At 66.9% G+C, this 26,289-nt stretch carries 27 protein-coding genes; 15 read left to right on the top strand and 12 right to left on the bottom strand.

Annotated features, from left to right (window positions below):
- Positions 1-2: 2 nt before the first annotated feature.
- From BMX32_RS01880 to BMX32_RS01870, 3 genes are read right to left on the bottom strand one after another with little or no spacing between them, the layout of a single operon-like run.
- Positions 3-581 carry a response regulator transcription factor gene (locus BMX32_RS01880; protein ID WP_089974120.1) on the bottom strand — a complete coding sequence of 193 codons (579 nt, stop codon included), beginning with the start codon at positions 579-581 and terminating at the stop codon, positions 3-5.
- Complete coding sequence (locus BMX32_RS01875) at positions 578-1,858, bottom strand: ATP-binding protein (protein WP_244511372.1); 1,281 nt, start codon at positions 1,856-1,858, stop codon at positions 578-580. Before BMX32_RS01875 ends, BMX32_RS01880 begins: the two co-directional genes overlap by 4 nt.
- Before the next feature lie 53 nt (positions 1,859-1,911).
- Complete coding sequence (locus BMX32_RS01870; protein WP_089974119.1) at positions 1,912-3,447, bottom strand: peptide MFS transporter; 1,536 nt, start codon at positions 3,445-3,447, stop codon at positions 1,912-1,914.
- A 316-nt stretch (positions 3,448-3,763) separates the two neighbouring features.
- Between BMX32_RS01870 and BMX32_RS01865 the strand changes: the two genes are divergently transcribed.
- The 4 genes from BMX32_RS01865 to BMX32_RS01850 all read left to right on the top strand — a co-directional run bounded on the left by BMX32_RS01865 (position 3,764) and on the right by BMX32_RS01850 (position 6,218).
- Entirely contained in the window at positions 3,764-4,138 is a 375-nt protein-coding gene (locus tag BMX32_RS01865; protein ID WP_029213619.1) for a diacylglycerol kinase, read from the top strand.
- Positions 4,139-4,204: 66 nt separating this feature from the next.
- Positions 4,205-4,828 (top strand): LemA family protein, encoded by a 624-nt coding sequence (locus BMX32_RS01860; RefSeq protein WP_089974118.1) that lies wholly within the window; start codon positions 4,205-4,207, stop codon positions 4,826-4,828.
- Complete coding sequence (locus BMX32_RS01855) at positions 4,828-5,718, top strand: TPM domain-containing protein (RefSeq protein ID WP_089974117.1); 891 nt, start codon at positions 4,828-4,830, stop codon at positions 5,716-5,718. Before BMX32_RS01860 ends, BMX32_RS01855 begins: the two co-directional genes overlap by 1 nt.
- Positions 5,718-6,218: a TPM domain-containing protein gene (locus BMX32_RS01850; protein ID WP_343123847.1), complete on the top strand. Its 501-nt coding sequence runs from the start codon at positions 5,718-5,720 to the stop codon at positions 6,216-6,218. Before BMX32_RS01855 ends, BMX32_RS01850 begins: the two co-directional genes overlap by 1 nt.
- Positions 6,219-6,312: 94 nt before the next feature.
- On the opposite strand, the gene BMX32_RS01845 is transcribed toward BMX32_RS01850, so the two are convergent.
- Positions 6,313-9,180: a TonB-dependent receptor plug domain-containing protein gene (locus tag BMX32_RS01845; protein WP_244511371.1), complete on the bottom strand. Its 2,868-nt coding sequence runs from the start codon at positions 9,178-9,180 to the stop codon at positions 6,313-6,315.
- A gap of 138 nt (positions 9,181-9,318) precedes the next feature.
- Positions 9,319-11,295 (bottom strand): alpha/beta hydrolase family protein, encoded by a 1,977-nt coding sequence (locus BMX32_RS01840; protein WP_089974114.1) that lies wholly within the window; start codon positions 11,293-11,295, stop codon positions 9,319-9,321.
- A gap of 153 nt (positions 11,296-11,448) precedes the next feature.
- Between BMX32_RS01840 and lgt the strand changes: the two genes are divergently transcribed.
- Both lgt and BMX32_RS01830 read left to right on the top strand, forming a co-directional pair.
- Positions 11,449-12,276, top strand: a complete 828-nt coding sequence (gene lgt, locus BMX32_RS01835) for a prolipoprotein diacylglyceryl transferase (protein ID WP_089974113.1) — start codon at positions 11,449-11,451, stop codon at positions 12,274-12,276.
- Positions 12,277-12,290: 14 nt separating this feature from the next.
- Positions 12,291-13,085 carry a thymidylate synthase gene (locus tag BMX32_RS01830; RefSeq protein ID WP_089974112.1) on the top strand — a complete coding sequence of 265 codons (795 nt, stop codon included), beginning with the start codon at positions 12,291-12,293 and terminating at the stop codon, positions 13,083-13,085.
- A 1-nt stretch (position 13,086) separates the two neighbouring features.
- Here the strand turns inward: BMX32_RS01830 and BMX32_RS01825 are convergent, their stop codons facing one another.
- A complete protein-coding gene (locus BMX32_RS01825) occupies positions 13,087-13,623 on the bottom strand; it encodes a hypothetical protein (RefSeq protein ID WP_089974111.1) in 537 nt (178 codons plus the stop codon).
- A gap of 128 nt (positions 13,624-13,751) precedes the next feature.
- On the opposite strand from BMX32_RS01825, the gene BMX32_RS01820 reads away from it, so the two are divergent.
- Positions 13,752-14,324 carry a TetR/AcrR family transcriptional regulator gene (locus tag BMX32_RS01820; protein ID WP_089974110.1) on the top strand — a complete coding sequence of 191 codons (573 nt, stop codon included), beginning with the start codon at positions 13,752-13,754 and terminating at the stop codon, positions 14,322-14,324.
- Positions 14,325-14,407: 83 nt separating this feature from the next.
- Entirely contained in the window at positions 14,408-14,620 is a 213-nt protein-coding gene (locus BMX32_RS01815) for a hypervirulence associated TUDOR domain-containing protein (protein WP_089974109.1), read from the top strand.
- Positions 14,621-14,675: 55 nt separating this feature from the next.
- Here the strand turns inward: BMX32_RS01815 and BMX32_RS01810 are convergent, their stop codons facing one another.
- Complete coding sequence (locus BMX32_RS01810) at positions 14,676-15,236, bottom strand: DUF4142 domain-containing protein (protein WP_170843537.1); 561 nt, start codon at positions 15,234-15,236, stop codon at positions 14,676-14,678.
- Positions 15,237-15,414: 178 nt separating this feature from the next.
- Between BMX32_RS01810 and BMX32_RS18990 the strand changes: the two genes are divergently transcribed.
- From BMX32_RS18990 to BMX32_RS01795, 3 genes are all read left to right on the top strand, one after another.
- Entirely contained in the window at positions 15,415-15,543 is a 129-nt protein-coding gene (locus BMX32_RS18990; RefSeq protein WP_280140805.1) for a hypothetical protein, read from the top strand.
- Positions 15,544-15,666: 123 nt separating this feature from the next.
- On the top strand, positions 15,667-16,155 hold the full coding sequence (locus tag BMX32_RS01800; protein ID WP_089974106.1) for a dihydrofolate reductase: 489 nt from the start codon (positions 15,667-15,669) through the stop codon (positions 16,153-16,155).
- Positions 16,155-17,081 (top strand): Nudix family hydrolase, encoded by a 927-nt coding sequence (locus tag BMX32_RS01795; RefSeq protein WP_089974105.1) that lies wholly within the window; start codon positions 16,155-16,157, stop codon positions 17,079-17,081. Before BMX32_RS01800 ends, BMX32_RS01795 begins: the two co-directional genes overlap by 1 nt.
- 115 nt (positions 17,082-17,196) lie before the next feature.
- On the opposite strand, the gene BMX32_RS01790 is transcribed toward BMX32_RS01795, so the two are convergent.
- The 4 genes from BMX32_RS01790 to uvrA form a co-directional block, all read right to left on the bottom strand.
- On the bottom strand, positions 17,197-17,955 hold the full coding sequence (locus BMX32_RS01790) for an enoyl-CoA hydratase/isomerase family protein (RefSeq protein WP_089974104.1): 759 nt from the start codon (positions 17,953-17,955) through the stop codon (positions 17,197-17,199).
- 145 nt (positions 17,956-18,100) lie between these two features.
- Positions 18,101-19,564, bottom strand: coding sequence for a DUF4139 domain-containing protein (locus tag BMX32_RS01785; protein ID WP_244511369.1), 1,464 nt, complete (start codon positions 19,562-19,564; stop codon positions 18,101-18,103).
- A 152-nt stretch (positions 19,565-19,716) separates the two neighbouring features.
- Positions 19,717-20,151 carry an acyl-CoA thioesterase gene (locus tag BMX32_RS01780; RefSeq protein WP_343123846.1) on the bottom strand — a complete coding sequence of 145 codons (435 nt, stop codon included), beginning with the start codon at positions 20,149-20,151 and terminating at the stop codon, positions 19,717-19,719.
- Positions 20,148-23,096: an excinuclease ABC subunit UvrA gene (gene uvrA, locus BMX32_RS01775; protein WP_089974101.1), complete on the bottom strand. Its 2,949-nt coding sequence runs from the start codon at positions 23,094-23,096 to the stop codon at positions 20,148-20,150. The genes BMX32_RS01780 and uvrA overlap by 4 nt, the downstream gene beginning before the upstream one ends.
- 177 nt (positions 23,097-23,273) lie before the next feature.
- Here uvrA and BMX32_RS01770 point away from each other — a divergent pair, with 177 nt between their 5' ends.
- From BMX32_RS01770 to cgtA, 4 genes are all read left to right on the top strand, one after another.
- On the top strand, positions 23,274-23,783 hold the full coding sequence (locus BMX32_RS01770; RefSeq protein ID WP_089974100.1) for a DUF2059 domain-containing protein: 510 nt from the start codon (positions 23,274-23,276) through the stop codon (positions 23,781-23,783).
- 302 nt (positions 23,784-24,085) lie between these two features.
- Entirely contained in the window at positions 24,086-24,400 is a 315-nt protein-coding gene (gene rplU / locus BMX32_RS01765; protein ID WP_089974099.1) for a 50S ribosomal protein L21, read from the top strand.
- Positions 24,401-24,420: 20 nt separating this feature from the next.
- Positions 24,421-24,678 (top strand): 50S ribosomal protein L27, encoded by a 258-nt coding sequence (gene rpmA / locus BMX32_RS01760; RefSeq protein WP_072321611.1) that lies wholly within the window; start codon positions 24,421-24,423, stop codon positions 24,676-24,678.
- Between the two features lie 87 nt (positions 24,679-24,765).
- Positions 24,766-25,833, top strand: coding sequence for an Obg family GTPase CgtA (gene cgtA / locus BMX32_RS01755; protein WP_089974098.1), 1,068 nt, complete (start codon positions 24,766-24,768; stop codon positions 25,831-25,833).
- 138 nt (positions 25,834-25,971) lie between these two features.
- Here the strand turns inward: cgtA and rpsT are convergent, their stop codons facing one another.
- Positions 25,972-26,235 carry a 30S ribosomal protein S20 gene (gene rpsT / locus BMX32_RS01750; protein ID WP_089974097.1) on the bottom strand — a complete coding sequence of 88 codons (264 nt, stop codon included), beginning with the start codon at positions 26,233-26,235 and terminating at the stop codon, positions 25,972-25,974.
- Between the last annotated feature and the right edge of the window lie 54 nt (positions 26,236-26,289).

The following is a 26,289-nucleotide window of genomic DNA, read 5'->3' as shown; positions in this document are numbered from 1 at the left end:
GATCAGTGCTCGTCGGGGCGTTCGCGGACGGGGTGCTTGCTGAGTTTCCGCTGCAGCGTGCGACGGTGCATGCCAAGGCGGCGTGCAGTCTCGGAAATGTTGCCTTCGCATTCGGTCAGCACGCGCTGGATGTGCTCCCACTCCAGGCGACGTAGCGGCAACGGCGCATCGGGAGCGTCGACGAGGTCGTCGATGTCCGGACCGGTGTCCCCGTCGAGGAGCGCGCGCACGACGGCATCGGCGTCCACCGGTTTCGCGAGGTAATCGTGGGCACCCCGCTTGATGGCTTCCACGGCGGTGGCGATGGACGCGTAGCCGGTCAGCAGCAACACGCGCATGTCGGGCACGAGCGTCTGCAGCTCGGGGATGAGGCGCAGGCCGTTCTCGTCGCCGAGCTTCAGGTCGAGCACGCAGTAACGCGGCTGATGGCGTCGGGACAGTGCCCGCGCGTCGTCCGCGTTGTCGCAGGCGATCACGTCGAAACCGCGCGACGTCAGCGCGCGGCCGAGCACGCGGGCGAACGTGGCGTCGTCGTCGACGATGAGCAGCGGACGGCCGGTGGGGGGAGCGACGTCGTTCATGCATGGTCTCCAATGACCGAAAGAGGCAGGCGAAGGCGCATCTGCGCGCCATGGCCCGTATTGCTCGCCGCGAGTTCGCCGTCGAGGCGATCCGCGGTGGCCTCGGCCAGCGCGAGGCCGATGCCGAGACCGGTGTCCTTCTGCGACAGACCGAGGGTGCCGAGTTCGTCGAATTCGTCGAAGCCCGGGCCTTCGTCGGTCACCGCCAGCTCCAGCCATGGGCCCACGATACCGACGTGCAGGCCCACGGCCGTGCTTTCGTTCAGCGCCGACGCATCGGCGGCGTTGTTGAGCAGGTTGATCAGCGCGTGGCGCAAACCGGGCGGCGAACGCAGCGCGATACGCCCCGCGCCGGGTTCGAGCCGTACGTCGACATCGGCTTCCGGCCGCAGCAGCTGGAAGCGCTCGAGGCACACGTGCACGAACTCGTCGAGCGTGATCCGCTCGGGTACCTGCGACAGCTGCGCCTGCCCGAACGCCACCATCTCGCGCAGGATCGTCCGGCAGCGTTCCACCTGGCCATCGAGCAGGTCGAGATCCTCGCCGAGCAGGTTGTCGGTGGCGTGTTCGCGGCGAATCTCCGGCAGCAGCGTGCGCATCGTCGACAGCGGCGTGTTGAGTTCATGGGCGGCGCCCGCGGCTTGCGTGGCGATCGCCAGGATGCCCTCGTCGCGCAACGCGCGTTCGCGGATGCGCTGCACTTCGCCCTGCTGCAGGCGGATGGCCTTGGCGAGGTTGCTGATGAACACGCCGAGCAGGATCGCCATGATGACGAAGTTGACGCCCATGCCGGCCACGTAAAGATCGAAATCGAGGCTCTTGTTGCCCAGCGTCGGCAGCGGCAGGTGGTAGGGCACCAGCAGCACGTAGGCGACGCCGGTAAGGATCGCGACCAGCGACACACCGGCGATGGACAGCGCCGCGGCCGACAACGCGATGGGCACCAGCAGCAGCGTCACGAACGGATTGGCCGCACCGCCGGTGAAATACAGGAGGTAGCCCAGTACCAGCGTGTCGGCGGCGATGTGCACCACCGCTTCCACTTCGGTGACCTTCCATGGCATGCCCAGGCGGAATGACGCGGCGGCGGCGAATACCGCGAGCACGCACACGCCGAGCATTAGCGGGAGCAGGGGAACGTCGAGCTTGAGCAGCGTGACGCAGGAGAGGATGGCGACACTCTGACCGGCGATGGCGCAGAGGCGCAGCCAGGCGAGTGTGCGGGCGAGCACGAAGGGGCCGGAGCGGGACGATGGCGTATGCAGGTTGTCGCTCACGGCGTTCTCTTCATGGCGAAAGGGCCGCCCATCGCGGGGCGGCCCTTTGCCGTTTACAGGTCTTCGTTGTGTACGGGCGGCACCGGGGGCACGTTGGCCAGCGCATGATCGAGCGAGAGCTTCTTCATCAGCGGCAGCATGGCGATGGCGATGGCCGTGCAACCCAGGCCCACGAAGCCGAGCTTGTTGAACAGGCTGGTGTAGATCTGCAGCGACTCCAGCGGGTCGGTCAGATTCTCCGGAATCGCCGCGACATTGGCGACGACGCTGCCCATGTACTGGGCGACACCGACGGCCACGTAATACGCACCCATCATGAAACCGCCCATGCGCGCCGGCACGTAGCGGGCGATCATGGCGAGGCCCAGTCCGCTCACCAGCACTTCGCCCAGCGAATACAGGCCGTAGCCCCAGACCATGTACCACGACGAGATCGCGCCGTTCACCGCGCTGAGCGCGCCGAGGCCGTACATGAAGAATCCGGCGGCGACGGCGGCGAAGCCCAGCGCGAACTTGGCGGCCACCGGGAAATCCTTGCCGTGCTTGCCGAGCGAGTTGTACAGCCAGACGAGGACCGGCGACAGGATCACGATCCAGATCGCATTGAGCGACTGGAACTGCTCGGGGATCCAGCGGAACAGCTCGAAGCCGAACACGTTGAACGACAGGTCGACATTGCGCTGCGCGAACAGGTTCAGCGAGGTCGACATCTGCTGGTAGAAGATGAAGAAGAAAATCGTCTGCACCGTCAGCACCAGCGCGGCGATCAGGCCGGCGCGTTCACCGCGCTCGCTCGAGCGGATGAGGTGCACGAAGATGCCGAGCACCACGACGCCGGCAAGGTACACGCAGGCCTTCGCCACCGACTGGCTCTGCAGGATGTACGCCGACGCGGCGATGATGACCAGGCCGCCGACGATGGCGGCGATCACGTTCTTCGCCACGGGCGGACGTTCGTCGGGATCCGAGCCGATGTGCGCCAGCGTATGACGCATGAAGTAGTAGTTGACGAGGCCGAGCACCAGGCCGATCGAGCAGACGCCGAAGGCGGTATGCCAGCCGAGCGCATCGCCGTAGTGGGCGCCGACATAATCGCGAATCCACGGCGTGAGCAGCATCGAGACCGTCGAGCCGATGTTCACCGCCATGTAGTAGATGGTGAACGCGCTGTCGATGCGCACGTCGTCGCCTTCGTAGATCTTGCGCACGAGGTTGCCGGCGTTGGGCTTGAACAGGCCGTTGCCGAGCACGATCACACCGAGGGCGAAATACAGTGCGTAGGTGTTGTTCGTGGGAATCCAGAGCAGCGCGTAGCCGATCATGAGGACCACGGCGCCGGTGAGCATCGTGCGGCGCGTACCGAGGAATTTGTCGCCGATCCAGCCGCCGATGGCGGGAGTGGCGTAGATGAGGGCCGCGGCCGCGCCCCAGACGAGGTTGGCGTCGACGTCGGCGAAGCCGAGCTTCTTCACCATGTAGGTGACCATCAGCACCTGCATGCCGTAGAAGCCGAAGCGCTCCCACATTTCGATGAGGAAGACCGTGCTGAAGGACTTGGTCTGTGAAACGGGCGGGTTCTGGATTGCCATGTATTTTCCGGACACATTGGAACAGCGAGCGCAGATCGAAGCCTGGCTCCCGTCGCCGTGCTCCTGAACGGACGCACAACCGTTCAAGCGTAATACAAATGGTCCGCCGGGTTGTGCTGCGGCGCCAGAGGGGCGCGGCGATACGCCACGGCCGCCGCGGATGGGCGGGCTAAGCGGTTACGAAGCCGTGCGCCGGGCCGCGTGTGGCATGATACGGGCCGTTTCCGAGCCCCCGACGTCGCCCGCCATGCCGCACCGCACTTTCCTTCTCGTCGCCTGGCGCGAACGCCCGGCCCCCGCCCCGGCGGCCTGACGCATGGCATCGACAGAACGACGGGGGCCCCGCCAGATCTACCTCGCTTTCCTGTGGTCCATGAAGGGCCTGCGGGCGTGTTTCCGCCACGAGGCCTCGTTCCGCCTCGAGGTCTTCATGGCCATCGTGGTGATTCCGCTGGGGCTGTGGCTGGGGCAGGGGGCGATCGAAAAGCTCGTGCTGGTGACCTTCCCGGTGCTGGTCCTGTCCGCCGAACTCCTCAATTCGGCCATCGAGGCCGTGGTCGACAAGGTGAGCCCCGAATTCCACGAACTGGCAGGGCGCGCCAAGGACATGGGCTCCGCTGCCGTTTTCCTGCTGATGATGATGGTGCTGCTCAGCTGGGCCATGATCCTCGGACCGCGCCTCCTCGGTTGAGGGGCGATACGGCGGGCCGTCTTTGAGGTAAGTTGTCGCCGGCATACCTCAAGGAAAACCGCCGCCATGAAGACACTCGTCCGCGCATTCGCCCTCGTCCTTTTCGCCGGCTTCCTCAGCGGCTGCGGATACAACGCCATGCAGCGCGAGGACGAGGCGGTCAAGGCCGCCTGGTCCGAAGTGCTCAACCAGTACCAGCGCCGTGCCGATCTCGTACCCAACCTGGTCAACACCGTGAAGGGCTACGCCCAGCACGAAGAGCGCGTGCTGACCGAGGTCACCAACGCCCGTGCGAAGGTCGGCCAGACGCAGATCACTCCGGAACTTCTCAACGATCCCGAGGCGCTGGCGAAGTTCCAGGCCGCCCAGGGCCAGCTCACCAGCGCGCTGTCGCGCCTGATGGTGGTCAGCGAGAACTACCCGCAGCTGAAGGCCGACGGATCGTTCCGCGACCTGCAGGCGCAGCTCGAAGGCACCGAGAACCGGATCACCGTGGCGCGCAATCGCTATGTCGCCGCCGTGCAGAGCTACAACACGCTGATCCGCTCGTTCCCGAACAACCTCACCGCGAAGGTCATGGGCTACAAGGTCAAGGCCAACTTCAGCGTCGAGAACGAGAAGGCGATCTCGACCGCGCCGACCGTCGACTTCGGCACCACCCCGGCCCCGGCTTCCACGGCCGCGCGCTGATGCGTCGTTTCGCGGCCGGGCTCCTGCTCGCCCTCGCGCTGCTCGTGCCGCCGCCGGCGGCACGGGCGGACGAGGCCGCCGTGCCGAAGCTCGCCCGTCACGTCACCGACCTGACCGGCACGCTGACGCCCGAGCAGGTGTCGCAACTCGACACGCGACTTGCCGACCTCGAAAAGACCAAGGGTTCGCAGGTCGTCGTGCTGATGGTGCCGACCACGCAGCCGGACGACCTCGAGAGCTACTCGCTACGGGTCGCCGAAACGAACAAGGTCGGACGCGAAGGGCCCGACGACGGCGTGCTGGTACTGCTGGCGAAGAACGATCGTCGGGTGCGCATCGAGGTGGGTTACGGCCTGGAAGGCGCGATTCCCGACGCCATCGCCTCGCGCATCATCCGCGAGTACATGGCGCCGAAACTGCGCGTCAACGACTACTACGGCGGCATCACCGAAGCGCTCAATGCGATCACGCAGATCGTGCAGGGCGAGGCGCTGCCGCCTCCCGTCGCGCCCGACGAAAGCCACGAAAAGCGTCGGGGCGGCGGAAGCCTGCTGGTGCCGCTGATCATCGGTGCGCTCGTCATGCGCGGTGTCCTGGGCCGGGCACCGCTCGGGCTGCGGATGCCCGTCGGCGGTGCGATCGCCGGCAGTCTCGGCTGGCTGTTCCTGCATTCGATCCTCGGCGGTATCGTCGGGCTCGTCGCCGGCGCGCTGCTGATGGCCATTCCGGCAGGCGCCGGACGGTCGATCGGTGGTGGCGGCTGGGGCGGATTCGGTGGCTGGGGCGGCGGTGGCGGCTTCGGTGGCGGCGGCTTCGGCGGTGGCGGAGGCGGGGGCTTCAGTGGTGGCGGCGGCAGCTTCGGTGGCGGCGGCGCGTCGGGGAACTGGTGATGGACATCAAACGAATCCTCAGCAACCTGTTCGGCGCGTGGTTCCACATCGGCCGGCACTTTCCCAGGACTACCCTGGACGCCATCACGACGGCGGTGGGCGAGGGCGAGGGTCGTCATCGCGGCGAACTGCGCGTGGCGATCGAGTCGCGCCTTTACGTGTCCGACGTGGCCGCGGGCATGACGGCGCGCGACCGGGCGACGATGCTGTTCTCCCACCTGCGCGTGTGGGACACGGAAGACAACTCCGGCGTGTTGCTCTACGTGCTGCTAGCGGAGCACCGGATCGAGATCGTGGCGGACCGCGGCATCGCGAAGGTCGTGGCACCGTCCGAATGGGCGGCGATCACCGACCATATGCGCAACGAATTCGCGCAGGGGCGTTATCGCGAGGCCGTGCAGACGGGCGTCGCGGAAGCGGGCGAGCTTCTCGCCCGACACTTCCCGGCCAACGGCGAACCGCGCAGAAACCAGCTACCGGATCGCCCGCTGGTCCTCTGATTCCTGCCGTTGGTGGGAGCCAGCCTGCTGGCGATGGGTGCTCGCGGCAAGCACCCATCGCCAGCAGGCTGGCTCCCACCGGAATGCGGCGCGATCAGAAGCTCTGCTGGTATCCCACGTACCAGTAACGGTCGATGTCGAACGCGGGGTTGTACGGCGGACTGCCGCCGCCGGCGCTCGTGACGTTGTAGTAGAGCGGGCCCTTGCGACCGAAGACGTTGTTGACGCCGACGCGCAGGCTGCCGTTCCAGGGTGCCTGCCAGCGCACCTGCAGGTCGTTGAACGCGACGCCGCCCTTGCGGCTCAGGCCGGTCACGCCCGTGAGCGCGTTGACCCGGTCCGGACGGTTGCATTCGACGTCGTTCGACCAGCAGGAATCCTTCAGGCCCGAGAAATAGCGCGTGGTCCACGTCGCGCCGAAGCGACGGAACGACCAGTCGAGCGAGAGGTTCGAGCGCACGCGATACAGACCCTGCACGCCGTTCATGTATCCGGCCAGATGGCGCGGCGCGGCGCCGGGGCCGCTGACTTGCGTGTAATCCTTCAGATAGGTGCTATCGGACAGCACCACGAACTCGCCGTAGCGCGTTTCGGGAAAGCGATAGTGCAGGCCGAGGTCGTAGCCCTCGGTGCGCAGGGAGCCAAGGTTGGCGAGGCTCTCGTCGAGCGAGGCGATCCGGCCGCCGGCCGCGCGGGTGAAGCGACCGCAGAACGTCGGATCGTTGCGCACGTAGCAGAAGTTGAGGATGTCGCCAGCGAGGATCGGCGTGATGACGTCCTTGATGTCGACCTTGTAGTAGTCGAGCGTGACGTCGAGCCCATCCATGTAACCCGGGCTGTAGACCAGGCCGGCCGTGCGCGTGATCGACGATTCCGGTTTCAGCGCCGGATTCGATCCCGTGGTGAACGCGGTGGGATTCTGTCCGCCGGTGGCCGACGCGATCTGCGCGCCGGACTGGTCGATCTGCCGGTAGTTCGCGGGCACCCCGGCGGCACCGCAGCGGGAGCGCACGCCGGCGTCGGTCGCCGCCGCGCCGTACACGCTGTCGCAGGGGTCGAGGAAGCTCTCGAAACTTTCGCTCGCGCCGGCGTACAGGTCGGCGATCGTCGGCGCGCGGAACCCTTCCGCGTAGGTGGCGCGCAGCAACAGGTCGTCGATGGGCTTCCAGCGCAGGCTGTACTTGTTGTTGGTGCGTCCGCCGAACGCGGAGTAATGCGAGTAACGGCTGGAGACGTTCGCCGCGAGTTCGCGCGCCATCGGCAGGTCGGCCAGCAACGGGACGTCGAACTCGACGTAGGCCTCGTTCGCGATGTAATCGCCGCTCGTCGGGGCGCTGGCGAGTTGTGTCGTGAGGCCCGCGGAATCGGCGGGCCACGGCACGTAACGCCCGTTCTCGCGCCGGTGCTCGACACCGCCGGCCGCGCGGAGCGTGCCGGCGGGCAGGTCGACCAGCCCGCCGGTGACGTTGGCGATGATGTCGTTGGTGCGTGTGGTCTGGTGCGCCGTGCCGGTGGAGGTCACGTAGCGCCACACCGCGTCGGGCGTGCCGCCCGGGCCCGCGAGGATATTCCACGGCACGCAGCCCGCCGCGCGGTCGGCGGCGCTGGCGCACGCGACCTGCCCATCGACGATGGCGGTCGGACCGAGCGCCTTGCGCGCGTTGACCAGATCGATGTTGCCGCTGCTCGTCTGTCTGCCGCGGGCTTCCGAGTAAGCGTACGTGACGTCCCAGTTCCAGCCGTGGCCGAGCCACTCGAACGTGCCTTCGAGCCCCGTGTCGAGATGCAGCGTCTTGCTCTTCGCCCAGCTGACGCGCGGTACTTCGGTGGTGCGCCGGAAGAACGCGGTGTCCTCGCCAGGGAACGGGTTGTATGCGTTGCCGGCGTCGATGAGCAACCCGCCGTCGCGACCGGAGCCGCTCTGCAACGGGTAGCCCGCGGCCTGCCAGCGCGTGTCGCGCACGCCGTAACCGGCCATGCCGCGCCATGCGATGTCGTCGGTGAGGTTGTAGCGCCCCGTCGCGAACAGGTTGCGCAGCTTCGTGCCCGCACGGAACGTCATGTCGCGCGTCGTCGCGTATTTGTCCGCGTTGCTGTCGACGTCGTACGGGTGATAGTCGGCCAGGTTCGCCGTATCGACGACGCCCGGATGGTTGACGACGTATCGGTTGGCGATCCAGCTGCCGTCAGCGCCGAAGCTGCCGGCACCGGGCGTGCCGGGCGCGCGCGGATCGACCACGCCGCCCCACGGGCCCATCCCGAAGCCGTCGTCGGGGTGTCGCGGTCCGTTGGGATCGCGCGTGAGCGACCGCTTCGCGTCGCGCATGTCGTCGCCGTCGTCGTAACTGGCGCCCAGGATCAGCGACCCGCGTTGGCCGCTCCGGCCCCAGGTGAACGTGCCGTGCTTCGTGGCACCGTCGCCGCGGCCGTTGACCCCGTAGAGGACGTCGGCCGAGGCGCCTTCGAAACGGTCGGTGGTGACGATGTTGACCACGCCGCCGATGGCGTCGGAACCGTAGATGGACGACGCGCCGTCCTTCAGCACCTCGATGCGCTCGACGATCGACACGGGAATCGTGGAGAGGTCGGTGAGACCGCCGAGACTCGTGGTCCAGCGACGTCCGTTGACGAGCACGAGGGTACGCACGGCACCGAGATTGCGCAGGTTGACGTAACGACCGCCCGCGTCGCCGCTCGACGAGAGAGTGTCCTGCGGCGTCACCTCGGGCGTGCCGGCCGACGGCATGCGTCCGACGATGGTGCCGAGGTCGGACAGGCCGGTCGCGCGGATGGCCGCGCGGTCCATGGTGAACACCGGTTGCGCGGTCTCGACGTCGGTACCGCGGATGCGCGAGCCGGTGACCGTCACGTTGACCGGCGCCAGCATCTCGGCTGGCGCGGTCTGCTGCGCGTAGGCGACGGTTCCGGACAGCGCGGACAGGAGCGCACTCGCGAGCGCCATACGTCGCCTCGCGACCTGGCGCGTGTGCCCTGTACTCACGTGCATACCCCGAAACCTCCCAAGCCCCGCCTCACCCCACCCGGGCCCGACGATCGGCCCAACATAGCGCCTGCGCCCCGGCGGGCGCAACCGCCGACGTCAGGGCGCCGCCCTGGCGGGGCTCGCCGCCCCCGCACCGATGTGCTTGTCGAGGAAGGCCTGCAGGCGGTTATAGAACTCCTCGACGTTCTCGGGCTTGACGAATCCATGCCGTTCATCGGGCTTGGTCAGGGTTTCGTAGGGCTTGTGGGCCGCGTCGAGGGCCGCGCGCATCGCCTTGAACTGGGCGAACGGCGCGCGCTCGTCGTCCTCGCCATGGACAAGAAAGACGGGCACGTCGATCTTGTCCGCGAGGTGGGTCGGCGAGTTCGCGGCGAGCGCGGCGTCGTCCTTGCCGATCACGGTCGTGAGATAGCTGCGGCCGGCCTTGCGATCCTTGATGTCACCCTTGTTGTACATCATGCCCAGGTCGTACACGCCGTCGTAGCCGACCGCGCACTTGAACATGCCGGGCGCGCGCACCGGCGTCATCATCGCCGAGTAGCCGCCGAAGCTCGCGCCGAAGACGCAGACGCGCTGCGGATCGGCGAAGTTCTGCGCGATGGCGAATTTCACGCCGTCGATCAGGTCCTCCTGGATGCGCGTGCCCCACTGCAGGTACCCGGCCTGCTCGAAACGGCTGCCGCGTCCGCCCGAGCCGCGATAGTTCACCTGCAGCACGAGGTACCCGCGGTTGGCGAGGAACTGGGCGTCGTCCTCGTAGAACCAGTCGTCGGCGATGCCGTGCGGACCGCCGTGGGGCATGAGCACCATCGGGAGGCTCGTTTCCGGCCGTCCCTTGGGGAAGGTGAGGATCGCCTCGAGCTCCATCCCGTCGCTCGCCTTGAAGCGCATCGGGCGGCGTTCGGCCATCTTCGCCGGATCGATCCAGGGCAGCGCGTCGAACAGCTTGCTCACCTTGTAAGTCCTGGTGTCGATGAGCATGTAGCGGCCCGGCTCGCGGTCGCTGGATACCTTGAACATCAGCTGCCCGCCGTCCTGGCTGAAGTCGACGAAGCTGACGAACTGACCGGCGAATTTCTGCGAGAGCGCCATGTGCAGCTTCGCGATCGGGGCCTCCGGGTCGATGTAGGTGGGTTTCGGAATGCCCGTCGCCGCGATCGTCCCGAACGGACGCAACGGAGCCGGCGTCCAGAGGCCGCTCGCGGTGACCTCGCTGAAATCGTCCTGGCGGATGACCCGCGCGTTGCCGCCGCCTTCGTCCTGCTCGACGAACGCGCCACCCTTTCCGTCGGGGCTGTATTTCGCGTAGATGCGCTGGCTGCCGATGACCGACGAGACCGGCGTGAAGTTCTGCTGCGCGTCGCTACCGGCGAGCTTGTTCCAGCCACTGCCTTCGCGGTGGAAGACCACCCAGCGGAAGTTGTCGTCGGTGCCGAACGCGAAGCGGGCGGTACCGTCGGGGGCGATCATGAAGTTCATGTCGCCCAGGCCGATGTCGGCGATCTGCTTGCGGGTGCTGGTCTTCGCGTCCACGTCGTACAGCGTGCTGCGGTTGTCGTCGGTCCACGACGTGGCGCGCATGTAGAAGTGGCCGTTGCTCTCCACCGGGAGGCCTTCGATGGTGCCCCAGCCCCGGTCGGTCGCACGCGTCGCGGCCCGCTTGCCAAAGGCCTCGTAGCCGAAGAGGTAATCGGCGTTCTTGCCGTCGACGTCGATCGCCATGATCTCGCCGGTATAGCGCGCCTGTCCGATGGAGCCATCGACCTTGCCACGGGCGACCACCAGGCGCGTGGGGCTCGCCCAGACCATGTCGGCCGGCAGTTCGTAGGGAGGCATCCGGATGAGCGAGATGGCCTTGGTCATGTCGCCCACGCGGTAGATCGCAAGGCCATGCGTCTTGCCATCGGGGTCGTGGAACGCCAGCGATACATATTGGCCGTCCGGCGACAGGCGCGGGCTGGTCAGCGGCATGCGGCGCGCGAAGTCGGCGACGGGTACGAGGTCGGCGGCCGTGGCGGCGGTCGAGGCAAGGCAAAGCGCGGCCAGCAACGGCCGGGCAAGACGGTTGGACATGGATGCTCCCCTGGTTTCGATACGTCCTGATCAGGCCGTCCCCCCGGACAGCCCCCGGACGGATATAGCCGATCCCGGCTTTCGCGACAAGGCGACCTGCGTCATGGGCCGGGGCGGTACAATCGCCGCTGCGCTTTTCGATCCGGGCACCCCATGGTCACTCCGTTCGTCGTCAAAATCGAACCCGTCGCGTTCTCGCTCGGCCCCATCGCCGTGCACTGGTACGGGCTGATGTATCTCGGCGGATTCCTCGGCGGTTGGGCGCTCGGCGAATACCGCCGTCGCCAGGGCCGCCTCCCGGTGACGTCCGAACGCTTCGGCGACCTCATGTTCTACGCGATGCTGGGCGTCGTCCTCGGTGGGCGCGTCGGCTACATGCTGTTCTATACGTCGATCGACTGGATCTGGACCGATCCGTTGGCCCTGTTTCGCGTCTGGGACGGCGGCATGTCGTTTCACGGCGGTCTGCTCGGCGTTCTCGCGGCCGGCCTCTGGTGGTCGCGCCGCAACGGCGTGAAGTTCTTCGACACCGTGGACTTCGTGGCGCCGCTCGTGCCGCTCGGGCTCGGTCTCGGCCGCCTCGGCAACTTCATCAACGGCGAGCTCTGGGGCAAGCCGACCGACCTGCCCTGGGGCATGATCTTCCCGCATGCGCCGGACGCGCTGCCGCGCCATCCGAATCCGCTCTACGAGTTCGCACTCGAGGGCGTCGTGATGTTCGTCGTGCTGTGGGTCTTCTCGATGAAGCCGCGTCCGCGCTATGCGGTGTCGGGCATGTTCGGGCTGCTGTATGGCTGCTTCCGCTTCGCGATCGAGTTCGTGCGGGTGCCGGATCCGCAGCTGGGCTACCTCGCGTTCGGCTGGGTGACGATGGGGCAGATCCTGTCGCTCCCGTTGATCGCCGTGGGCATCCTGCTGCTGGCGATGTCCCGCCGCGCGCCCTATGCGCCCGTCGCGACCGTCCCCGCGACCGCCACCTGATATCGTCCCTCGCCATGCAGCCCTATCTCGATCTCCTTCGCCACGTCCTCGAGCACGGCGCCGAGAAATCCGACCGCACCGGCACGGGCACGCGCAGCGTGTTCGGCTGGCAGATGCGTTACGACCTCTCCCGCGGCTTTCCGCTGGTCACCACGAAAAAGCTGCACCTGCGCTCGATCATCCACGAGCTCATCTGGTTCCTGCAGGGCGATACGAACATCGCGTACCTGAAGGACAACGGCGTCAGCATCTGGGACGAATGGGCCGACGAGCACGGCGACCTGGGCCCGGTCTACGGGCGCCAGTGGCGCGCGTGGCCGACGGCGGACGGCAAGGCGGTCGACCAGATCGCGTGGGTCGTCGACGAGATCAGGCGCAATCCGGATTCGCGTCGTCTGATCGTCTCGGCATGGAACGTCGGCGAACTGCCGAAGATGGCGTTGATGCCGTGCCATACGATGTTCCAGTTCTACGTCGCCAACGGCAGGCTCTCGTGCCAGCTGTACCAGCGTTCCGGCGACATCTTCCTCGGCATCCCGTTCAACATCGCGAGCTACGCGCTGCTGACGCACATGGTGGCGCAGGTCACGGGCCTCGAGCCGGGCGACTTCGTGCACACCATCGGCGATGCGCACCTGTACTCGAACCACATCGAGCAGGCGACGAAGCAGCTCTCGCGTGAACCGCGTCCGCTGCCGAAGCTGGTGCTCAATCCCGACGTCCGCTCCGTCTTCGACTTCCGTTTCGAAGACGTCGGCATCGTGGATTACGACCCGCACCCGGCCATCAAGGCGCCGGTGGCGGTGTGAGTCAGGCCGCGCGGTGGACGCGCGGCTTGCGGAACGTCAGCCAGAGCGCCGAAAGCAGGAAATAGAAACCGCCGAACGCCGCGTATGGCGCGAGCTGGGCGATGCCCGGCGCGTCGTGCAGCGCGCGATGGCAGAAGAGGGCACCCGCGAGTGCCGACTGCGCGCCACTGATGATCATGAAGGCCTGCCCGCCGAGCCTGCGGCGATGGATGCCCACGCCGAGCTGAAACGCGCCGGCGAGCAGCGCCCAGATGCCGAAGACGAGCACGCCGCCCTGGTTGCCGTAGAGCGAAAAAGCTGCCGCGATCGCCACCGCGGTGACGGTGCTCGTGACCGCATTGAACTTCTGTCCCGGATTCACCGCCAGGCCGCCGTTGCGCCGCGCGTCGATCACGTTCGCCATGGCGTCCCATGCGGGATAGAGAAAAAGCAGCGCGGCGACGAGGGGCGCGGGCGCCGCGGCGGACACCGCGGCGAGCAAGACCCAGACGAAGGCGACGGTGGCACGGAGGTAGTAGAAGTTGCGGAGGGTGTTCATGGGAAAGGCCTGAAGGTAAGTCCGATGCAAACCTACTAGTAGGTAGACTAGCAGTCAAGCGGACATTCGCGCGTGGGGCCTGCGCCGTTCAGGCGACGCCAGCGCCTACCAAGTGGTAGACTGCGGCCATGAGCACCCAGCAAAAACTGATCGAGTCGGCACGGCGCCTCATCCAGAGTCGCGGCTACAACGGCTTCAGCTATGCGGACGTGGCAGACGAAGTGCAGGTCCGCAAGGCGAGCATCCATCACCACTTTCCGGCCAAGTCCGATCTGGCGAGGGCGGTGATCGAAGAGTCGCGCGCTTACTTCGTCGATGCGGTGCAGACACTCGCGAGCGGCCCGTTCGATCCCATGACGCAGTTGCGGATGTACACGGGTTATTGGGAAAAATGCATCGTCGACGATTCCGCGCCGTTCTGCGTCGCGGGCATGCTCGCCAGCGAACTCCCGACCCTGCCCGACGACCTCGCGGATAGCGTGCACCAGCATTTCCGCGATCTGTCCCGCTGGGTGGAACTCGTGCTCACGAGGGGTGCGCAGGAGGGCTGCTTCGTACTGGAGCGCTCCGCCCGACAGGAAGCGGAGACCTTCATGGCGACCGTCTACGGCGGCATGATGATGGCCCGCGCGTTCCGTGATCCGAAGGTCTTCTGCGATATCGTCGAGGGCGTCTTCCGGCGTCTCGCAGCCCCGGGCTGACGGGACACGTTCATCATCGCCCTGTCGCAGGGCGTTCACGGCGACCGTCGCAGGTTGATGCCATCTCGTAACCGGAGCGGCTCATGGCAACTTCGCTGAAGCGTGGCGACACCGTTCGCTGGAAAACCTCGCAGGGAACGACGTCGGGCAAGGTGGAAAAAAAACTCACCGCGCCGACGAAGATCAAGGGTCACCGCGCGGCGGCCTCGAAGGACAATCCGGAGTACCTCGTGGTCAGCGACAAGAGCGGTGAAAAGGCTGCGCACAAGCCCGGTTCGCTGAAGAAGACCCGGTAATGAAACGAGCGGGAGCGGCAACGGCCGCTCCCGCTCGTGCCTTCCAGCGTTTGGGTTAATGGCTGGCCATTGCCTTGCCCGCGTCCTTGCCGCCGCCAAGCTGCTGCGCCATCTCGAGGTGCTGTTTCAGCGTCGGAAGGGTCTGGGTCGCGAAGGCCTTCAGTTCCGGGTCCTTGCCGCTGGTGGATTCCTTCGTGAATAGCGCGACGGCCTTCTTATGGTCCGCCACCATCTTCGCGGCGAAGGCCTTGTCGAACGCGTCGCCCGACTTCGCCTCGATGGCCTTCGCGGCCTTCTGATCGGCGGGCATCGGTTCACTCGACGGCGTCAGGCCCTTCGTGCCGGCGATGCGGGTCAACTCGTCGTTGGCCTTGGTGTGATCGGTCACCATCTGCTGACCGAAGGTTTTCGTATCCTGCGACTGGCCCTTGTCGGCGCCCAGCTGACCGAGCGCAACTTCGGCGAGGCCGGCTGCGCTGGCCTGTTTGACGAACGCGGCGTCGGCGGCGGGTGCCTTCATCGACGAGGACGCGGCATCCTGCGCAACCACAGCGGCAGGAAGGAGGACGGCAGCGGCAAGCGCGGCGGCGAGCAGGCGACGGGGCATGCGATTCATCGGTGGCTCCTTGCTTCGTGAGAAACGGTGGCGGGCAAGATGCGCACCAGTGCCATGAACGGGGTGTGCAGCGAACATCAAGAACCGAATCCTTCACCGGTGTGCAGACGCGCTCACAACGTTCACGGTGAGCGTCGACGTGCGGGGCGCCATCCTGTGCATTCACCAAGAGAACGCCATGAGCAAAGACGACGTACCCATCACCGACCCGAAGGAATACGACCGGTCGACCGGTCAGCGAGTGGAAAAAAAGCCCGAGAAGCCCGAGTCACCGCAACAGGAGCACGAGAACGAAGACCAGGGCTGACGCAGTCCCTCGGCGGATCGTTGAAACGGTCGTTAGTTCCACCGTCGCGTGGACAGGACTACTATGGCGGGCGCAAGGGCGCTTACGCCCGCCCGTTTTCAACCGACCCGCGAAGGAAGTTTCATGTCCGTACACCTGGTTGCCGCGCTCGACGAAAATTTTGCCATCGGCAAGCAGGGGGAATTGCCCTGGCATCTCCCCGACGATCTCCGCGAGTTCAAGAAGCTGACGCTCGATAAGCACGTGCTGATGGGCCGCAAGACGGCCGAATCGATCGGCCGCGCGCTTCCGGGCCGCACCAATTACGTGCTTTCGCGCAAGGGCGAGGCGCCGTTTCCGGGTCAGATCACCGTGCGTTCGATCCAGGAAGCGCAGGCCAGCTGCAACTTCCAGGGCCTGATGGTCATCGGTGGCGGCGAAATCTTCCGCGAAGCGCTGCCCCTCGCGCGTACCTTGTACCTGACCTGGGTCTTCACCGCCGTCGACGGTGCCGACGTGTTCTTTCCGGGTGTCGATTTCAAGGAATGGACGGAAGTGGCGCGAGTGCACCATAAGGCTGATGCCGATCACGCCCATGCTTTCGACATGGTCGAATACGTCCGGAACGTCTGATGCACGTCGTCGCCGGCGTACTCGTCGACGAACAAGGTCGCATCCTCATCGCGCAACGTCCGGCCGGCAAGCATCTGGCGGGTATGTGGGAGTTCCCCGGCGGCAAGCTCGAGTCCGGTGAATCCGCGGTCGTCGCACTGGAGCGCGAGCTCGACGAAGAGCTGGGCATCCGGGTCGACCCCGCGTCCTTCGAAGCATGTATCCGTGTGCCATGGCGTTACGGGGAGCGGTCGATGCTGCTCGAAGCCATGCTCGTGCGCGGCTGGACGGGCAGGCCGCAAGCGCTCGACGCGGCGGCCATCGCGTGGCATCCGCCGCAGGACATCGATCCCGCCATCCTCGCGCCGGCCGATCGGCCGATACTCGCGGCGGTGCGGCTTCCCGCCCGCTACGTCACGATCGCTCCGGAGGCGACGCCGGCGGCGACGGCCGATGTCGTGCGCGCGACGTTGGCTCGTGGCGAGCGGCTGCTCCGGTTGCGCACGACGGGTGGAGAGCCCGACGTCGTTCGAGAGGCGGCCGCGTCCGTGCTCGCCGAGATCCAGGCATGTGGCGCGACGCTCCTGCTGGACCGCGACATCGCCGGAGCGCTGGCGCTCGGTATCGGGGTTCATCTCGCCCCGGCGCAATTGCGCGGGCTGACGGAACGACCGCTGCCGTCGACACTCGCCGTGGGAGCGTCGTGCCATGACGCCGACGACCTTGAACGAGCCTCGGCTGTTGGCTGCGATTTCGCGACGCTATCCCCGGTGTTGCCGAGCAGGGATCGCCCCGACGCCGAGCCCCTCGGCTGGCCTCGCTTCGCCCGACTGACGGAAGCGGCCTCGCTGCCCGTCTACGCGGGAGGCGGCGTGGGGCCCGACGAACTGGCCGAGGCGCGCATGCATGCCGCGCAGGGTGTCGCTGGCGCGTTCGGCACAGGCTGAAACGCGGGCCGTCGTTCCCGCGGGTGCGGGGTCGCCGGCCGGCGGGCTCCCACCATCAGCGGCTGTGTCGGGAGGGGAGCCGCTCTGCTGGCGAAGGTTGCTCGCCGTGGTGCGGTCAGCCCTTCGACTTGAGCCGTGCGACGAGCGCGTGCAGTACGCGCTGGGTTTCCTCGCCGAAGAAGTCGTCGATGAAGCCGGGATCGAGGAGGTGGGTGGTGTCTCCCCAGACCGCGACGAGATCGGCGCGCGCGATCTCGCGCGTGCGTAGCATCGCCTTCGGCGGGAGCTTCAGCAGGTCGGCGAGCCACGCGGCGGCGCGCGTGACGACCTGTTCCACCGTTGCCAGTTCGTCGACGAGACCGATGGCGTGCGCCTGTTCGGCGTCGACCATGGCGCCGGCGACCAGCAGGCGCTCGGCGCGGTAGTTGCCGAGAATGCGGCGCATCGCGAACTGGATCGGCTCGGGCACCGAGAGCCCGACCTGCACTTCGTTGAGGCCGATCTTGTACATGCCGTGCGCCATGATGCGGTAATCGCAGAACAGCGACAGCACCGCGCCACCCGCCGGGCTATGACCCGTGATGGCCGCCACGGTGGGTACCGGCGACGCGGCGATCGCGCCGCAGAGCCCGAAGAATGCGTGCCAGAACGCCTCGACGCCCGCGCGGTCGTGCTGGAGCAGGGCGGGTACGTCGACGCCGGCCGAGAACATACCCTGCGCGCCCGACAGCACGATGCCCCGGGCGCCGTTGGCCGGAGCGTCGACGATCGCCTCGCGCAGTGCCTCGACCAGGCCCATGTCGAGCGCGTTCACGGACCCACGGGCCATGCGGATCTCGTGGATGCCGCCGTCGTGCGGAAGGATATCGAGCATGGTCGCTAGTCCGTCGGTGAGTTGTGTGGATTATGGCGTGCCCGGAGGTGCGGCGTCGTCGGCATTGTGCCCGCTGCCGCGGGATCGCCAGCAGGCTGGCTCCCACCAGAGGCAGGCGGGAGCCAGCCTGCTGGCGACTCTCCGCTTACTGCGGCAGGTCGGCGTCCACCCAGGTGTAGCGCACCGCGTAGTCCAGCGTGGCGCTGCCGTTGGCCGGCACCTCGACGCGGAATTCGGCGAGCTCGGGCGACACCTTCGCCGGCTTGACCGAGGACGAGGTGATCGCCCATGCGCGCCAGCGGTTCGGGTGCTCCCGGACGGTGATCGTGCGTGCCGTGGCGCCGGCGTTGGCGAGGACGATGCGGATGCTCTCGTCGATGCGATGCGCGTTCGCGTCGGCGGTGAACGCTGTCTGCTCGCGCGTGGCCGAGAGGTCGAACGCGTTGCCGAGCGATACGGTCGTGTCCTTGTTCTTCGGCGTGTCATCGATCCGGCCTTCGCCCAGCAGTTCGGCGTTGCCATCGCGGTCGGTGGTCAGCACGCGAACGTAGCCTGCGGGCAGGCTGTCGAACGCCCTGAAGCGCAGGTTGGACACGATGGGCGTGCCCGCGGTCGGCGCGTTCATCTGGCGCTCGAGGTTCGGACGCGGCGGGAACCAGCCGCCGCCCTGTGCGTCGTAGAGGGCCTCGCGCTCGCAGTCGAGCGTATGGCGATCGTAGAGCGGCGTCTGCGTGACGCTGCCGTCGGGCAGGTCGACGGCGGCAGGCAGGGTGTAGGTGCGCAGGTCTCCGAGCGTCGCCTGTTCCGGCGCACTGGCGACGGCGTCCATCGCGGCGGGGGCCGGCGCGGCGCGGGCCATGAACATCTTCGGCTGCGGCGGCGCTTTCGCCCGCCGTGCGTCGCCGGCCACCAGCTTCAGCGAGACATCCTTCCAGTCGCGTCCGCTACGGTTGGCGATGCTCGCCGCCGCGTCGAACGTCATGCGGCAGGCTTGGCCCGGTGCCAGCGTGGCGACATAGGCGCCGCGCCACCCGAGGCCGGACGTGGGGTAGTCGAGGTTGGCGTTCGTCGACCCGGCGCTGCCGCCGGTGACGCGGACCTGCAGCGTCGAGCCGCGCGCGAAGTCCGAACCGTCGGCGGCCCGGAGCGCCGCGTACTGACGGACGAGCGTGGCGCGACCGCTTGATTCGCGCACCACGAGTGCGTCGCCGCCACGGATCAGCGTGCCGCTCGCGAGCGGCTGGCCACCGTCGCCGAGGACCTCGACGTTGCGGCCGACGAGGCCGGCCACCGCGCCGTCGAAGCCCTGGCCGAGGAGCAGGCGCTGGGAGACGAGGCGGGTGTCCTTGCCGGGAAAGCGCAGCGAGAGCGCCTCGCTGTCGAGCGCGGAGGGGAGGCCGTCGATGGCGAGATCCTGCGTGCCGCCTTTCAGAGCGAAGGTGCGGCGCTCGTGCACCACCGCATAGCCATCGCCCGAAACGGCGTCGCCGCCGGTGGAGAACAGCGCATCGCTGTCGGCACGATAGAGCGTGAGCGCGGTGCGCTCGTCGGCGGCGAACGCGGGAAAGGCGACGGCGCAGGCGATGGCAAGAACGAGGGTACGTTGCATGATGCTCTCCATGAAGATCCTCGCGGATCATACCGGGGAGAAATGAACGTCCGCGTTCTCTTGCGGTACCTCTTTTAGGAGCGAGCCTGCTGGCGATGGGCGGTCGCGGCGCGTACCCATCGCCAGCAGGCTGGCTCCCACCGGGGCGCTCGTTATATCTGCCCCGCCACCGCGTCGCGGATGACCTGCGGCAGCGGGACGGGGCGGCCGGTCTTCGTGTCGATCCAGACCATCGTGATGCTGCCGTCGCAGTGGATGCGCGTGGCATCGTTGGCGTCGACGATGCGATGGCCGATCGTCATCGAGCTGTTGCCCATGCGATTGACGAACAGCTCGATCTCGATGTCGGCCGGCCATTCGATGGGCAGGCGGTAGTTGAGTTCGCTGTGCGCCATGACCGGCGCCGCCGACGGGCTGTACCAGTCGCCGGGCAGCTCCTTGAGCCACTTCAGTCGAGCCTCCTGGAGATAGACCAGGTAGTTGGCGTTGTTGACGTGGTTGTAGGCGTCGAGGTCCTGCCACCGAACGTCCATCGGCGTGATGAAGATCGGCGCGGGGCTCGGCGTCAGGCTGGCTTCGGTGCTCATGCGGTCTTTTTCTTCTTTGCGGCCGTTTTCTTCGCGGCCGCCTTGGTGGTGGCGGATTTCGTGATGGACTTCGTCGATGCCTTTGCCGCGGACTTCGCCGGTGCCTTCGCCGCCGGCGCGGCGGGCGTCAGGTGAGGCAGCAGGAAGCGGCCGGTATGCGACGCCTTCGTCGCGGCCACCGTTTCCGGCGTGCCGCTGACCAGGATGCGCCCGCCACCGGAGCCGCCCTCGGGCCCGAGATCGACGAGCCAGTCGGCGGTCTTGATGACGTCCAGATTGTGCTCGATGACGACCACGGTGTTGCCGTGGTCGACCAGGCGATGCAGCACGTCGAGCAGCTGCTCGATGTCGTGGAAGTGCAGGCCGGTGGTCGGTTCGTCGAGGATGTAGAGGGTGCTGCCCGTGTCGCGCTTGGACAGTTCCTTCGACAGCTTCACGCGCTGCGCTTCGCCGCCCGACAGCGTGGTCGCGCTCTGGCCGAGTTTGATGTAATCGAGGCCGACGGCGCGCAACGTCTCGAGCTTACGCGCGATGACCGGCACGTTCTCGAACAGGCGGAACGCGTCCTCCACCGTCATGTCGAGCACGTCGGCGATGGTGTGGCCCTTGTAGAGCACCTCGAGCGTCTCGCGGTTGTAGCGCTTGCCGTGGCAGACGTCGCAGGGCACGTACACGTCCGGGAGGAAGTGCATCTCGACCTTGATCATGCCGTCGCCTTCGCACGCCTCGCAGCGTCCGCCGCGCACGTTGAAACTGAAACGTCCCGGCGTGTACCCGCGCTGGCGCGACTCCGGCACCTGCGCGTAGAGCTCGCGCAGCGGCGTGAACAGGCCCGTGTACGTCGCCGGGTTCGAGCGCGGCGTGCGCCCGATCGGCGACTGGTCGATGTCGACCACCTTGTCGAACAGCTCGAGTCCTTCGATGGATTCGTACGGGGCGGGCTGTTCGCTCGCGCCGTTGAGCTCCATCGCGGCGAGGCGATAGAACGTGTCGTTGATCAGCGTCGACTTGCCGGAGCCCGACACGCCGGTGACGGCCGTGAACACGCCCACCGGGATGCGCACGTCGACGTCCTTCAGGTTGTTGCCGCTGGCACCCCTGATCTCGATCCACTTGTCGTCGCGTGGCTGGCGGCGCGTCTCGGGCACGCGGATGCCGCGCTCGCCCGTGAGGTACTTCGCCGTGACGGATCGCGGCGAGGCGAGCACCTGTTCCAGCGTGCCTTCGGCGACGATGTCGCCGCCGTGCACGCCGGCGCCGGGACCGATATCGAGGATGTGATCGGCGGCGCGGATGGCATCCTCGTCGTGCTCTACCACGATCACGGTGTTGCCGAGGTCGCGCAGGCGGGTCAGCGTGCCGAGCAGACGCTCGTTGTCACGCTGGTGCAGTCCGATGGACGGCTCGTCGAGCACGTACATCACGCCGACGAGACCGGCGCCGATCTGGCTCGCCAGACGGATGCGCTGGGCTTCGCCGCCGGAGAGCGAGTCGGCCTGGCGATCGAGCGTGAGGTAGTTCAGGCCGACGTCGTTGAGGAACGTCAGGCGCTCACGGATCTCCTTGACGATCTTCACCGCGATCTCGCCGCGCCAGCCCGGAAGGGCCAGCGTCTCGAAGAAGGCGAGGGCGTTGTCGATCGCGAGCGAGGTCAGCTCGGGGATCGCGCGATCGGCCACGAACACGTTGCGCGCCGATGGATTGAGTCGCTGCCCGCCGCAATCCGGGCACGGATGGTCCGAGATGTAGCGCGCCAGTTCCTCGCGGACGGCGGTCGACTCGGTCTCGCGATAACGGCGTTCGAGGTTCGGCAGGATGCCTTCGAACTTGTGTTCGCGCGTCACCTTGCCGCCGCGATCCGTGATGTAGCGGAACGGGATCACTTCCTTGCCGGAGCCGTTGAGCACGGCGTTCTGCGCCGATTTCGTCAGTTCGCGCCACGGCGTCTCGGGATCGAAGCCGTAGTGCTTCGCCAGCGAGATGATCATCTGGTAGTAGTAGGCGTTGCGGCGGTCCCATCCACGGATCGCGCCACCGGCGAGGCTGAGTTCCGGGTGGCCGACGACGCGCGCCGGATCGAACACCTGGGTCACGCCGAGGCCATCGCAGGTCGGGCAGGCGCCCACCGGCGAATTGAACGAGAACAGGCGCGGCTCGAGCTCGGGCAGCGAGTAATCGCACATCGGGCACGAGAAGCGCGACGAGAACAGCTGCTCGGGCGCCTTCGCGTCGTCCATGTCGACGAGGACCACGATGCCGTCGCCGAGACGGAGCGCGGTCTCGAACGATTCGGCCAGGCGCTGCTTGATGTCGTCGCGCGGACGGAAGCGATCGATGACCGCCTCGATGGTGTGTTTCTGCCGCAGCGTCAGCGGGGGCACGGCGTCGAGGTCGTACACCTCGCCGTCCACGCGGGCGCGCACGAAACCCTGAGCGCGCAGCTGGTCGAACACCTGCACGTGTTCGCCCTTGCGCTCGCGGATCACGGGTGCCAGCAACATCCAGCGCTTGTCGGCGTCGAGCGCCAGCGCCGTGTCCACCATCTGGCTGACCGTCTGGGCCTCTAGCGGAATGCCGTGGTTCGGGCAGCGGGGCGTGCCGACGCGCGCATAGAGCAGGCGCAGGTAGTCGTACACCTCGGTGATGGTACCGACGGTGGAGCGGGGGTTATGGGACGTCGACTTCTGCTCGATCGAAATGGCTGGCGAGAGCCCTTCGATCGTATCCACGTCCGGCTTTTCCATCATCGAGAGGAACTGGCGGGCATAGGCCGACAGCGACTCGACGTAGCGTCGCTGGCCTTCGGCGTAGATCGTGTCGAAGGCGAGCGAGGACTTGCCGGACCCGGATAGCCCGGTGATCACGATCAGGCGATCGCGGGGCAGGTCGAGGTCGATATTCTTGAGATTGTGTGTGCGGGCGCCGCGGATGCGAATGCTGTCCATGTGCCGACGTAGATGGGGGAAGCCCCCGACTATACCAAGGGTTTTCCGGCTTCATTCCGCGTCGACTTTTGACCGTTCATCACATTTGTCGTGACGGGGCGGACGCATGCTTCGCCACGGGCTACCATGGCCCGGCCCCGGGGAGGGGAGCCACTCATCCGAAGAGGAAGACGACGCATGCGTAAGTGGACAGGGATCGCGGCCGGCCTGGTGCTGGCGTGTAGCGCAGGCCAGGCGATGGCCGCGCAGCCGAGCGAGCAGCAGGTGCGCCAGCTGATGGAGGCCGTGGGCATGGGCAAGATGCTCAGCCAGATGAACAGCCAGATGGCGGGCGTGATGGCCGGCGCGCTGCCGTGCGTGCCGGCGAGTTACTGGCAGGGCTTCGTGGACGCCAACGCCACCAACCAGCTGATCGGTCGCATGGTGCCGGTGTACCAGCGTCATTTCACGGCCGAGGACGTCGACGGCCTGCTGAAGTTCTACCGCTCGCCACTGGGCCAGAAGGTCATCACGCAGATGCCCGCGACCATGGCCGAGGGCATGCAGATCGGCAAGCAGTGGGGCCAGGAGCGTGGCAAGCAGATGATCTCGCAGCTGCAGAGCCAGGGCACGCTCAACCCGCAGGGCCAGTGCCCGGCGACGGGCGGCGCGGCGAAACCGGCCCCCGCACCGGCGCCGAAGAAGTAAGCGCCGCCCCGGTCGGGTCCGGGGTCATGCTTCTTCCGACCCACCGGGCTCAGGGCCGATGCCCCCGGTGGGAGCGCGCTCGCGCGCGATGGGTGCTCGCGACAAGCCCCATCGCGCGCGAGCGCGCTCCCACCCAAAGGTAGGCAAGTCATTGATTCATCGGGGTTCGCGGTCCGGCGGAGCGAGCGGCGCCGCGCTTAACCGCCTGATTGACCTTGCCTTTTGGGTCCCGCTATAATTCGCAGTTCGCAACACCCGTACGACCCTAAAAAGAACTACATAATCAGTAACAGGAAATCACCATGAGCTACGCAGTCATCAAGACCGGTGGCAAGCAGTATCGCGTGATGGCAGGCGAAGTCCTGCGCGTCGAGCTGCTCCCCGCCGACGTCGACGCCACGATCACCTTCGACGAGGTTCTCCTCGTTGGCGAAGGCGAATCGATCACCGTCGGCGCCCCGCTGGTCGCCGGTGCCACCGTCAGCGCGAAGGTTCGCGCCCACGGCCGCGCCGATAAGATCCGCATCGTCAAGTTCCGTCGTCGCAAGCACTACAAGCGCACGCAGGGACACCGTCAGCATTACACCGAAATCGAGATCACGGGCATCAACGCCTGAGTCGCCGGAGGATATAAGTCATGGCACATAAAAAAGGCGTAGGTTCCAGCCGTAACGGCCGCGATTCGAACCCGAAGTACCTCGGCGTGAAGATCTACGGTGGCCAGGCTGTCGAAGCCGGTAACATCATCGTTCGTCAGCGTGGCACCAAGTTCCACGCTGGCGTGGGCGTCGGCCTCGGCCGCGACCACACCCTGTTCGCGCTGGTCGACGGCACCGTGTCGTTCAAGACCCGCGGCGACAAGGGCCGCAAGTTCGTCGACGTCGTCCAGGCGTAAGCCTCGCCCGACGCGATAGCGAAGGCCCCGCCCTAGGCGGGGCTTTTCGTTTGTAACGCGGCATCATCTTTCTTCCAGGTTCTCTCCATGAAATTCGTCGACGAAGCGCAAATCAGGGTCTCGGCCGGTGACGGCGGCAACGGTTGCGTCAGCTTCCGTCGCGAGAAATTCATTCCGTTCGGCGGCCCGGATGGCGGCGACGGCGGTAACGGCGGCTCGGTATGGCTCGTCGCGGACGAGGGCCTGAACACGCTGGTCGACTTCCGTCACATGCGCGCCTTCAAGGCGAAGCGTGGGCAGGCCGGCATGGGCAGCCAGATGTACGGCAAGGGTGGCGAGGACATCGAAATCCGCGTGCCGGTCGGCACCGTGGTGACCAATGTCGACACCGATGAGGTGATCGGCGACCTGACCGCCCACGGCCAGCGCCTGAAGGTGGCGCAGGGCGGTCGCGGCGGTCTGGGCAACATCCATTTCAAGAGCTCGGTCAACCGGGCGCCGCGCAAGTTCACGCCGGGCACGCCGGGCGAAGTGCGCGACCTCAAGTTCGAGCTTCGTCTGCTGGCCGACGTCGGCCTGCTGGGCTTTCCGAACGCCGGCAAGAGCACTTTCATCCGCGCGGTATCCGCCGCGACGCCGCGCGTGGCGGACTACCCGTTCACCACGCTCCACCCGAACCTGGGCGTCGTGCGCATCGGCACCGACCAGAGCTTCGTGATCGCCGATATCCCTGGCATCATCGAGGGCGCCGCCGAGGGTGCGGGTCTGGGTATCCAGTTCCTGCGCCACGTATCGCGCACGAGCCTGCTGCTGCATGTGGTGGACATCTGCCCGATCGACGGGTCCGACCCGGTGGAGCAGGTGCGCGCCATCGAATCCGAGCTGCAGCAGTTCGACGAGGAGCTCGTCGAGCGGCCGCGCTGGCTCGTGATCAACAAGTCCGACGTGATCGACGACGAGCACGAGCTGAAGCAGGTGGTCGACGACATCATCGCTCGCCTGGGCTGGACCGCTCCGTGGTTCGTCGTTTCGGCGGCGGGCGAGGTCGGTACATGGGACGTCTGCCTCAAGGTGCAGCAGTTCTTCGACGCCGAACGCGCCAAGCGTAAAGAGCACACCGAGGCGCTCGACGACGTACGGATGCGCGGCGAGTAAGCGGCGTAGCCGGTTTGGTGGGAGCCAGCCTGCTGGCTCCCACCAAAAAAAGCTCGTCCCGTCGAGCCTCGGGCTTCGAAGCACAAAAAAAGCCGGCTTTCGCCGGCTTTTTTCTTAGAACGGCGATGTCGCGCAGGCTTACGCCAGGTCGCGGATCTTCGCGTTCAGGCGGCTCTTGTGACGGGCAGCCTTGTTCTTGTGGATCAGGCCACGGGCAGCGTAGCGATCCATCACCGGCACGGCGATGGCGTAGGCGCTGGTAGCGGCAGCCTTATCTTTGGCGTCGATCGCCTTGACGACCTTCTTCAGTGCGGAACGCACCATGGAACGCGCGCTGACGTTGCGCAGACGGCGCTGCTCCGACTGACGCGCACGCTTCTTCGCGGACTTGATGTTGGCCAAGGTAAAGCTCCAGAGTTCGGTTGGTTTTAAAAAAGACGCCCATTCTGATGCCAA

The sequence above is a fragment of the Luteibacter sp. UNCMF331Sha3.1 genome, assembly GCF_900109915.1.
Taxonomy (GTDB): domain Bacteria; phylum Pseudomonadota; class Gammaproteobacteria; order Xanthomonadales; family Rhodanobacteraceae; genus Luteibacter.
This window is presented reverse-complemented; position numbering and strand designations above follow the sequence as displayed.

Coding starts and splice junctions, on each gene's coding strand:
- BMX32_RS01880 (WP_089974120.1), bottom strand. CDS start 581: ATGAACGACGTCGCTCCCCCCACCGGCCGTCCGCTGCTCATCGTCGAC.
- BMX32_RS01870 (WP_089974119.1), bottom strand. CDS start 3,447: ATGGCAATCCAGAACCCGCCCGTTTCACAGACCAAGTCCTTCAGCACG.
- BMX32_RS01865 (WP_029213619.1), top strand. CDS start 3,764: ATGGCATCGACAGAACGACGGGGGCCCCGCCAGATCTACCTCGCTTTC.
- BMX32_RS01860 (WP_089974118.1), top strand. CDS start 4,205: ATGAAGACACTCGTCCGCGCATTCGCCCTCGTCCTTTTCGCCGGCTTC.
- BMX32_RS01855 (WP_089974117.1), top strand. CDS start 4,828: ATGCGTCGTTTCGCGGCCGGGCTCCTGCTCGCCCTCGCGCTGCTCGTG.
- BMX32_RS01850 (WP_343123847.1), top strand. CDS start 5,718: ATGGACATCAAACGAATCCTCAGCAACCTGTTCGGCGCGTGGTTCCAC.
- BMX32_RS01845 (WP_244511371.1), bottom strand. CDS start 9,180: ATGGCGCTCGCGAGTGCGCTCCTGTCCGCGCTGTCCGGAACCGTCGCC.
- BMX32_RS01840 (WP_089974114.1), bottom strand. CDS start 11,295: ATGTCCAACCGTCTTGCCCGGCCGTTGCTGGCCGCGCTTTGCCTTGCC.
- lgt (WP_089974113.1), top strand. CDS start 11,449: ATGGTCACTCCGTTCGTCGTCAAAATCGAACCCGTCGCGTTCTCGCTC.
- BMX32_RS01830 (WP_089974112.1), top strand. CDS start 12,291: ATGCAGCCCTATCTCGATCTCCTTCGCCACGTCCTCGAGCACGGCGCC.
- BMX32_RS01825 (WP_089974111.1), bottom strand. CDS start 13,623: ATGAACACCCTCCGCAACTTCTACTACCTCCGTGCCACCGTCGCCTTC.
- BMX32_RS01820 (WP_089974110.1), top strand. CDS start 13,752: ATGAGCACCCAGCAAAAACTGATCGAGTCGGCACGGCGCCTCATCCAG.
- BMX32_RS01815 (WP_089974109.1), top strand. CDS start 14,408: ATGGCAACTTCGCTGAAGCGTGGCGACACCGTTCGCTGGAAAACCTCG.
- BMX32_RS01810 (WP_170843537.1), bottom strand. CDS start 15,236: ATGAATCGCATGCCCCGTCGCCTGCTCGCCGCCGCGCTTGCCGCTGCC.
- BMX32_RS18990 (WP_280140805.1), top strand. CDS start 15,415: ATGAGCAAAGACGACGTACCCATCACCGACCCGAAGGAATACGACCGG.
- BMX32_RS01800 (WP_089974106.1), top strand. CDS start 15,667: ATGTCCGTACACCTGGTTGCCGCGCTCGACGAAAATTTTGCCATCGGC.
- BMX32_RS01795 (WP_089974105.1), top strand. CDS start 16,155: ATGCACGTCGTCGCCGGCGTACTCGTCGACGAACAAGGTCGCATCCTC.
- BMX32_RS01790 (WP_089974104.1), bottom strand. CDS start 17,955: ATGCTCGATATCCTTCCGCACGACGGCGGCATCCACGAGATCCGCATG.
- BMX32_RS01785 (WP_244511369.1), bottom strand. CDS start 19,564: ATGCAACGTACCCTCGTTCTTGCCATCGCCTGCGCCGTCGCCTTTCCC.
- BMX32_RS01780 (WP_343123846.1), bottom strand. CDS start 20,151: ATGAGCACCGAAGCCAGCCTGACGCCGAGCCCCGCGCCGATCTTCATC.
- uvrA (WP_089974101.1), bottom strand. CDS start 23,096: ATGGACAGCATTCGCATCCGCGGCGCCCGCACACACAATCTCAAGAAT.
- BMX32_RS01770 (WP_089974100.1), top strand. CDS start 23,274: ATGCGTAAGTGGACAGGGATCGCGGCCGGCCTGGTGCTGGCGTGTAGC.
- rplU (WP_089974099.1), top strand. CDS start 24,086: ATGAGCTACGCAGTCATCAAGACCGGTGGCAAGCAGTATCGCGTGATG.
- rpmA (WP_072321611.1), top strand. CDS start 24,421: ATGGCACATAAAAAAGGCGTAGGTTCCAGCCGTAACGGCCGCGATTCG.
- cgtA (WP_089974098.1), top strand. CDS start 24,766: ATGAAATTCGTCGACGAAGCGCAAATCAGGGTCTCGGCCGGTGACGGC.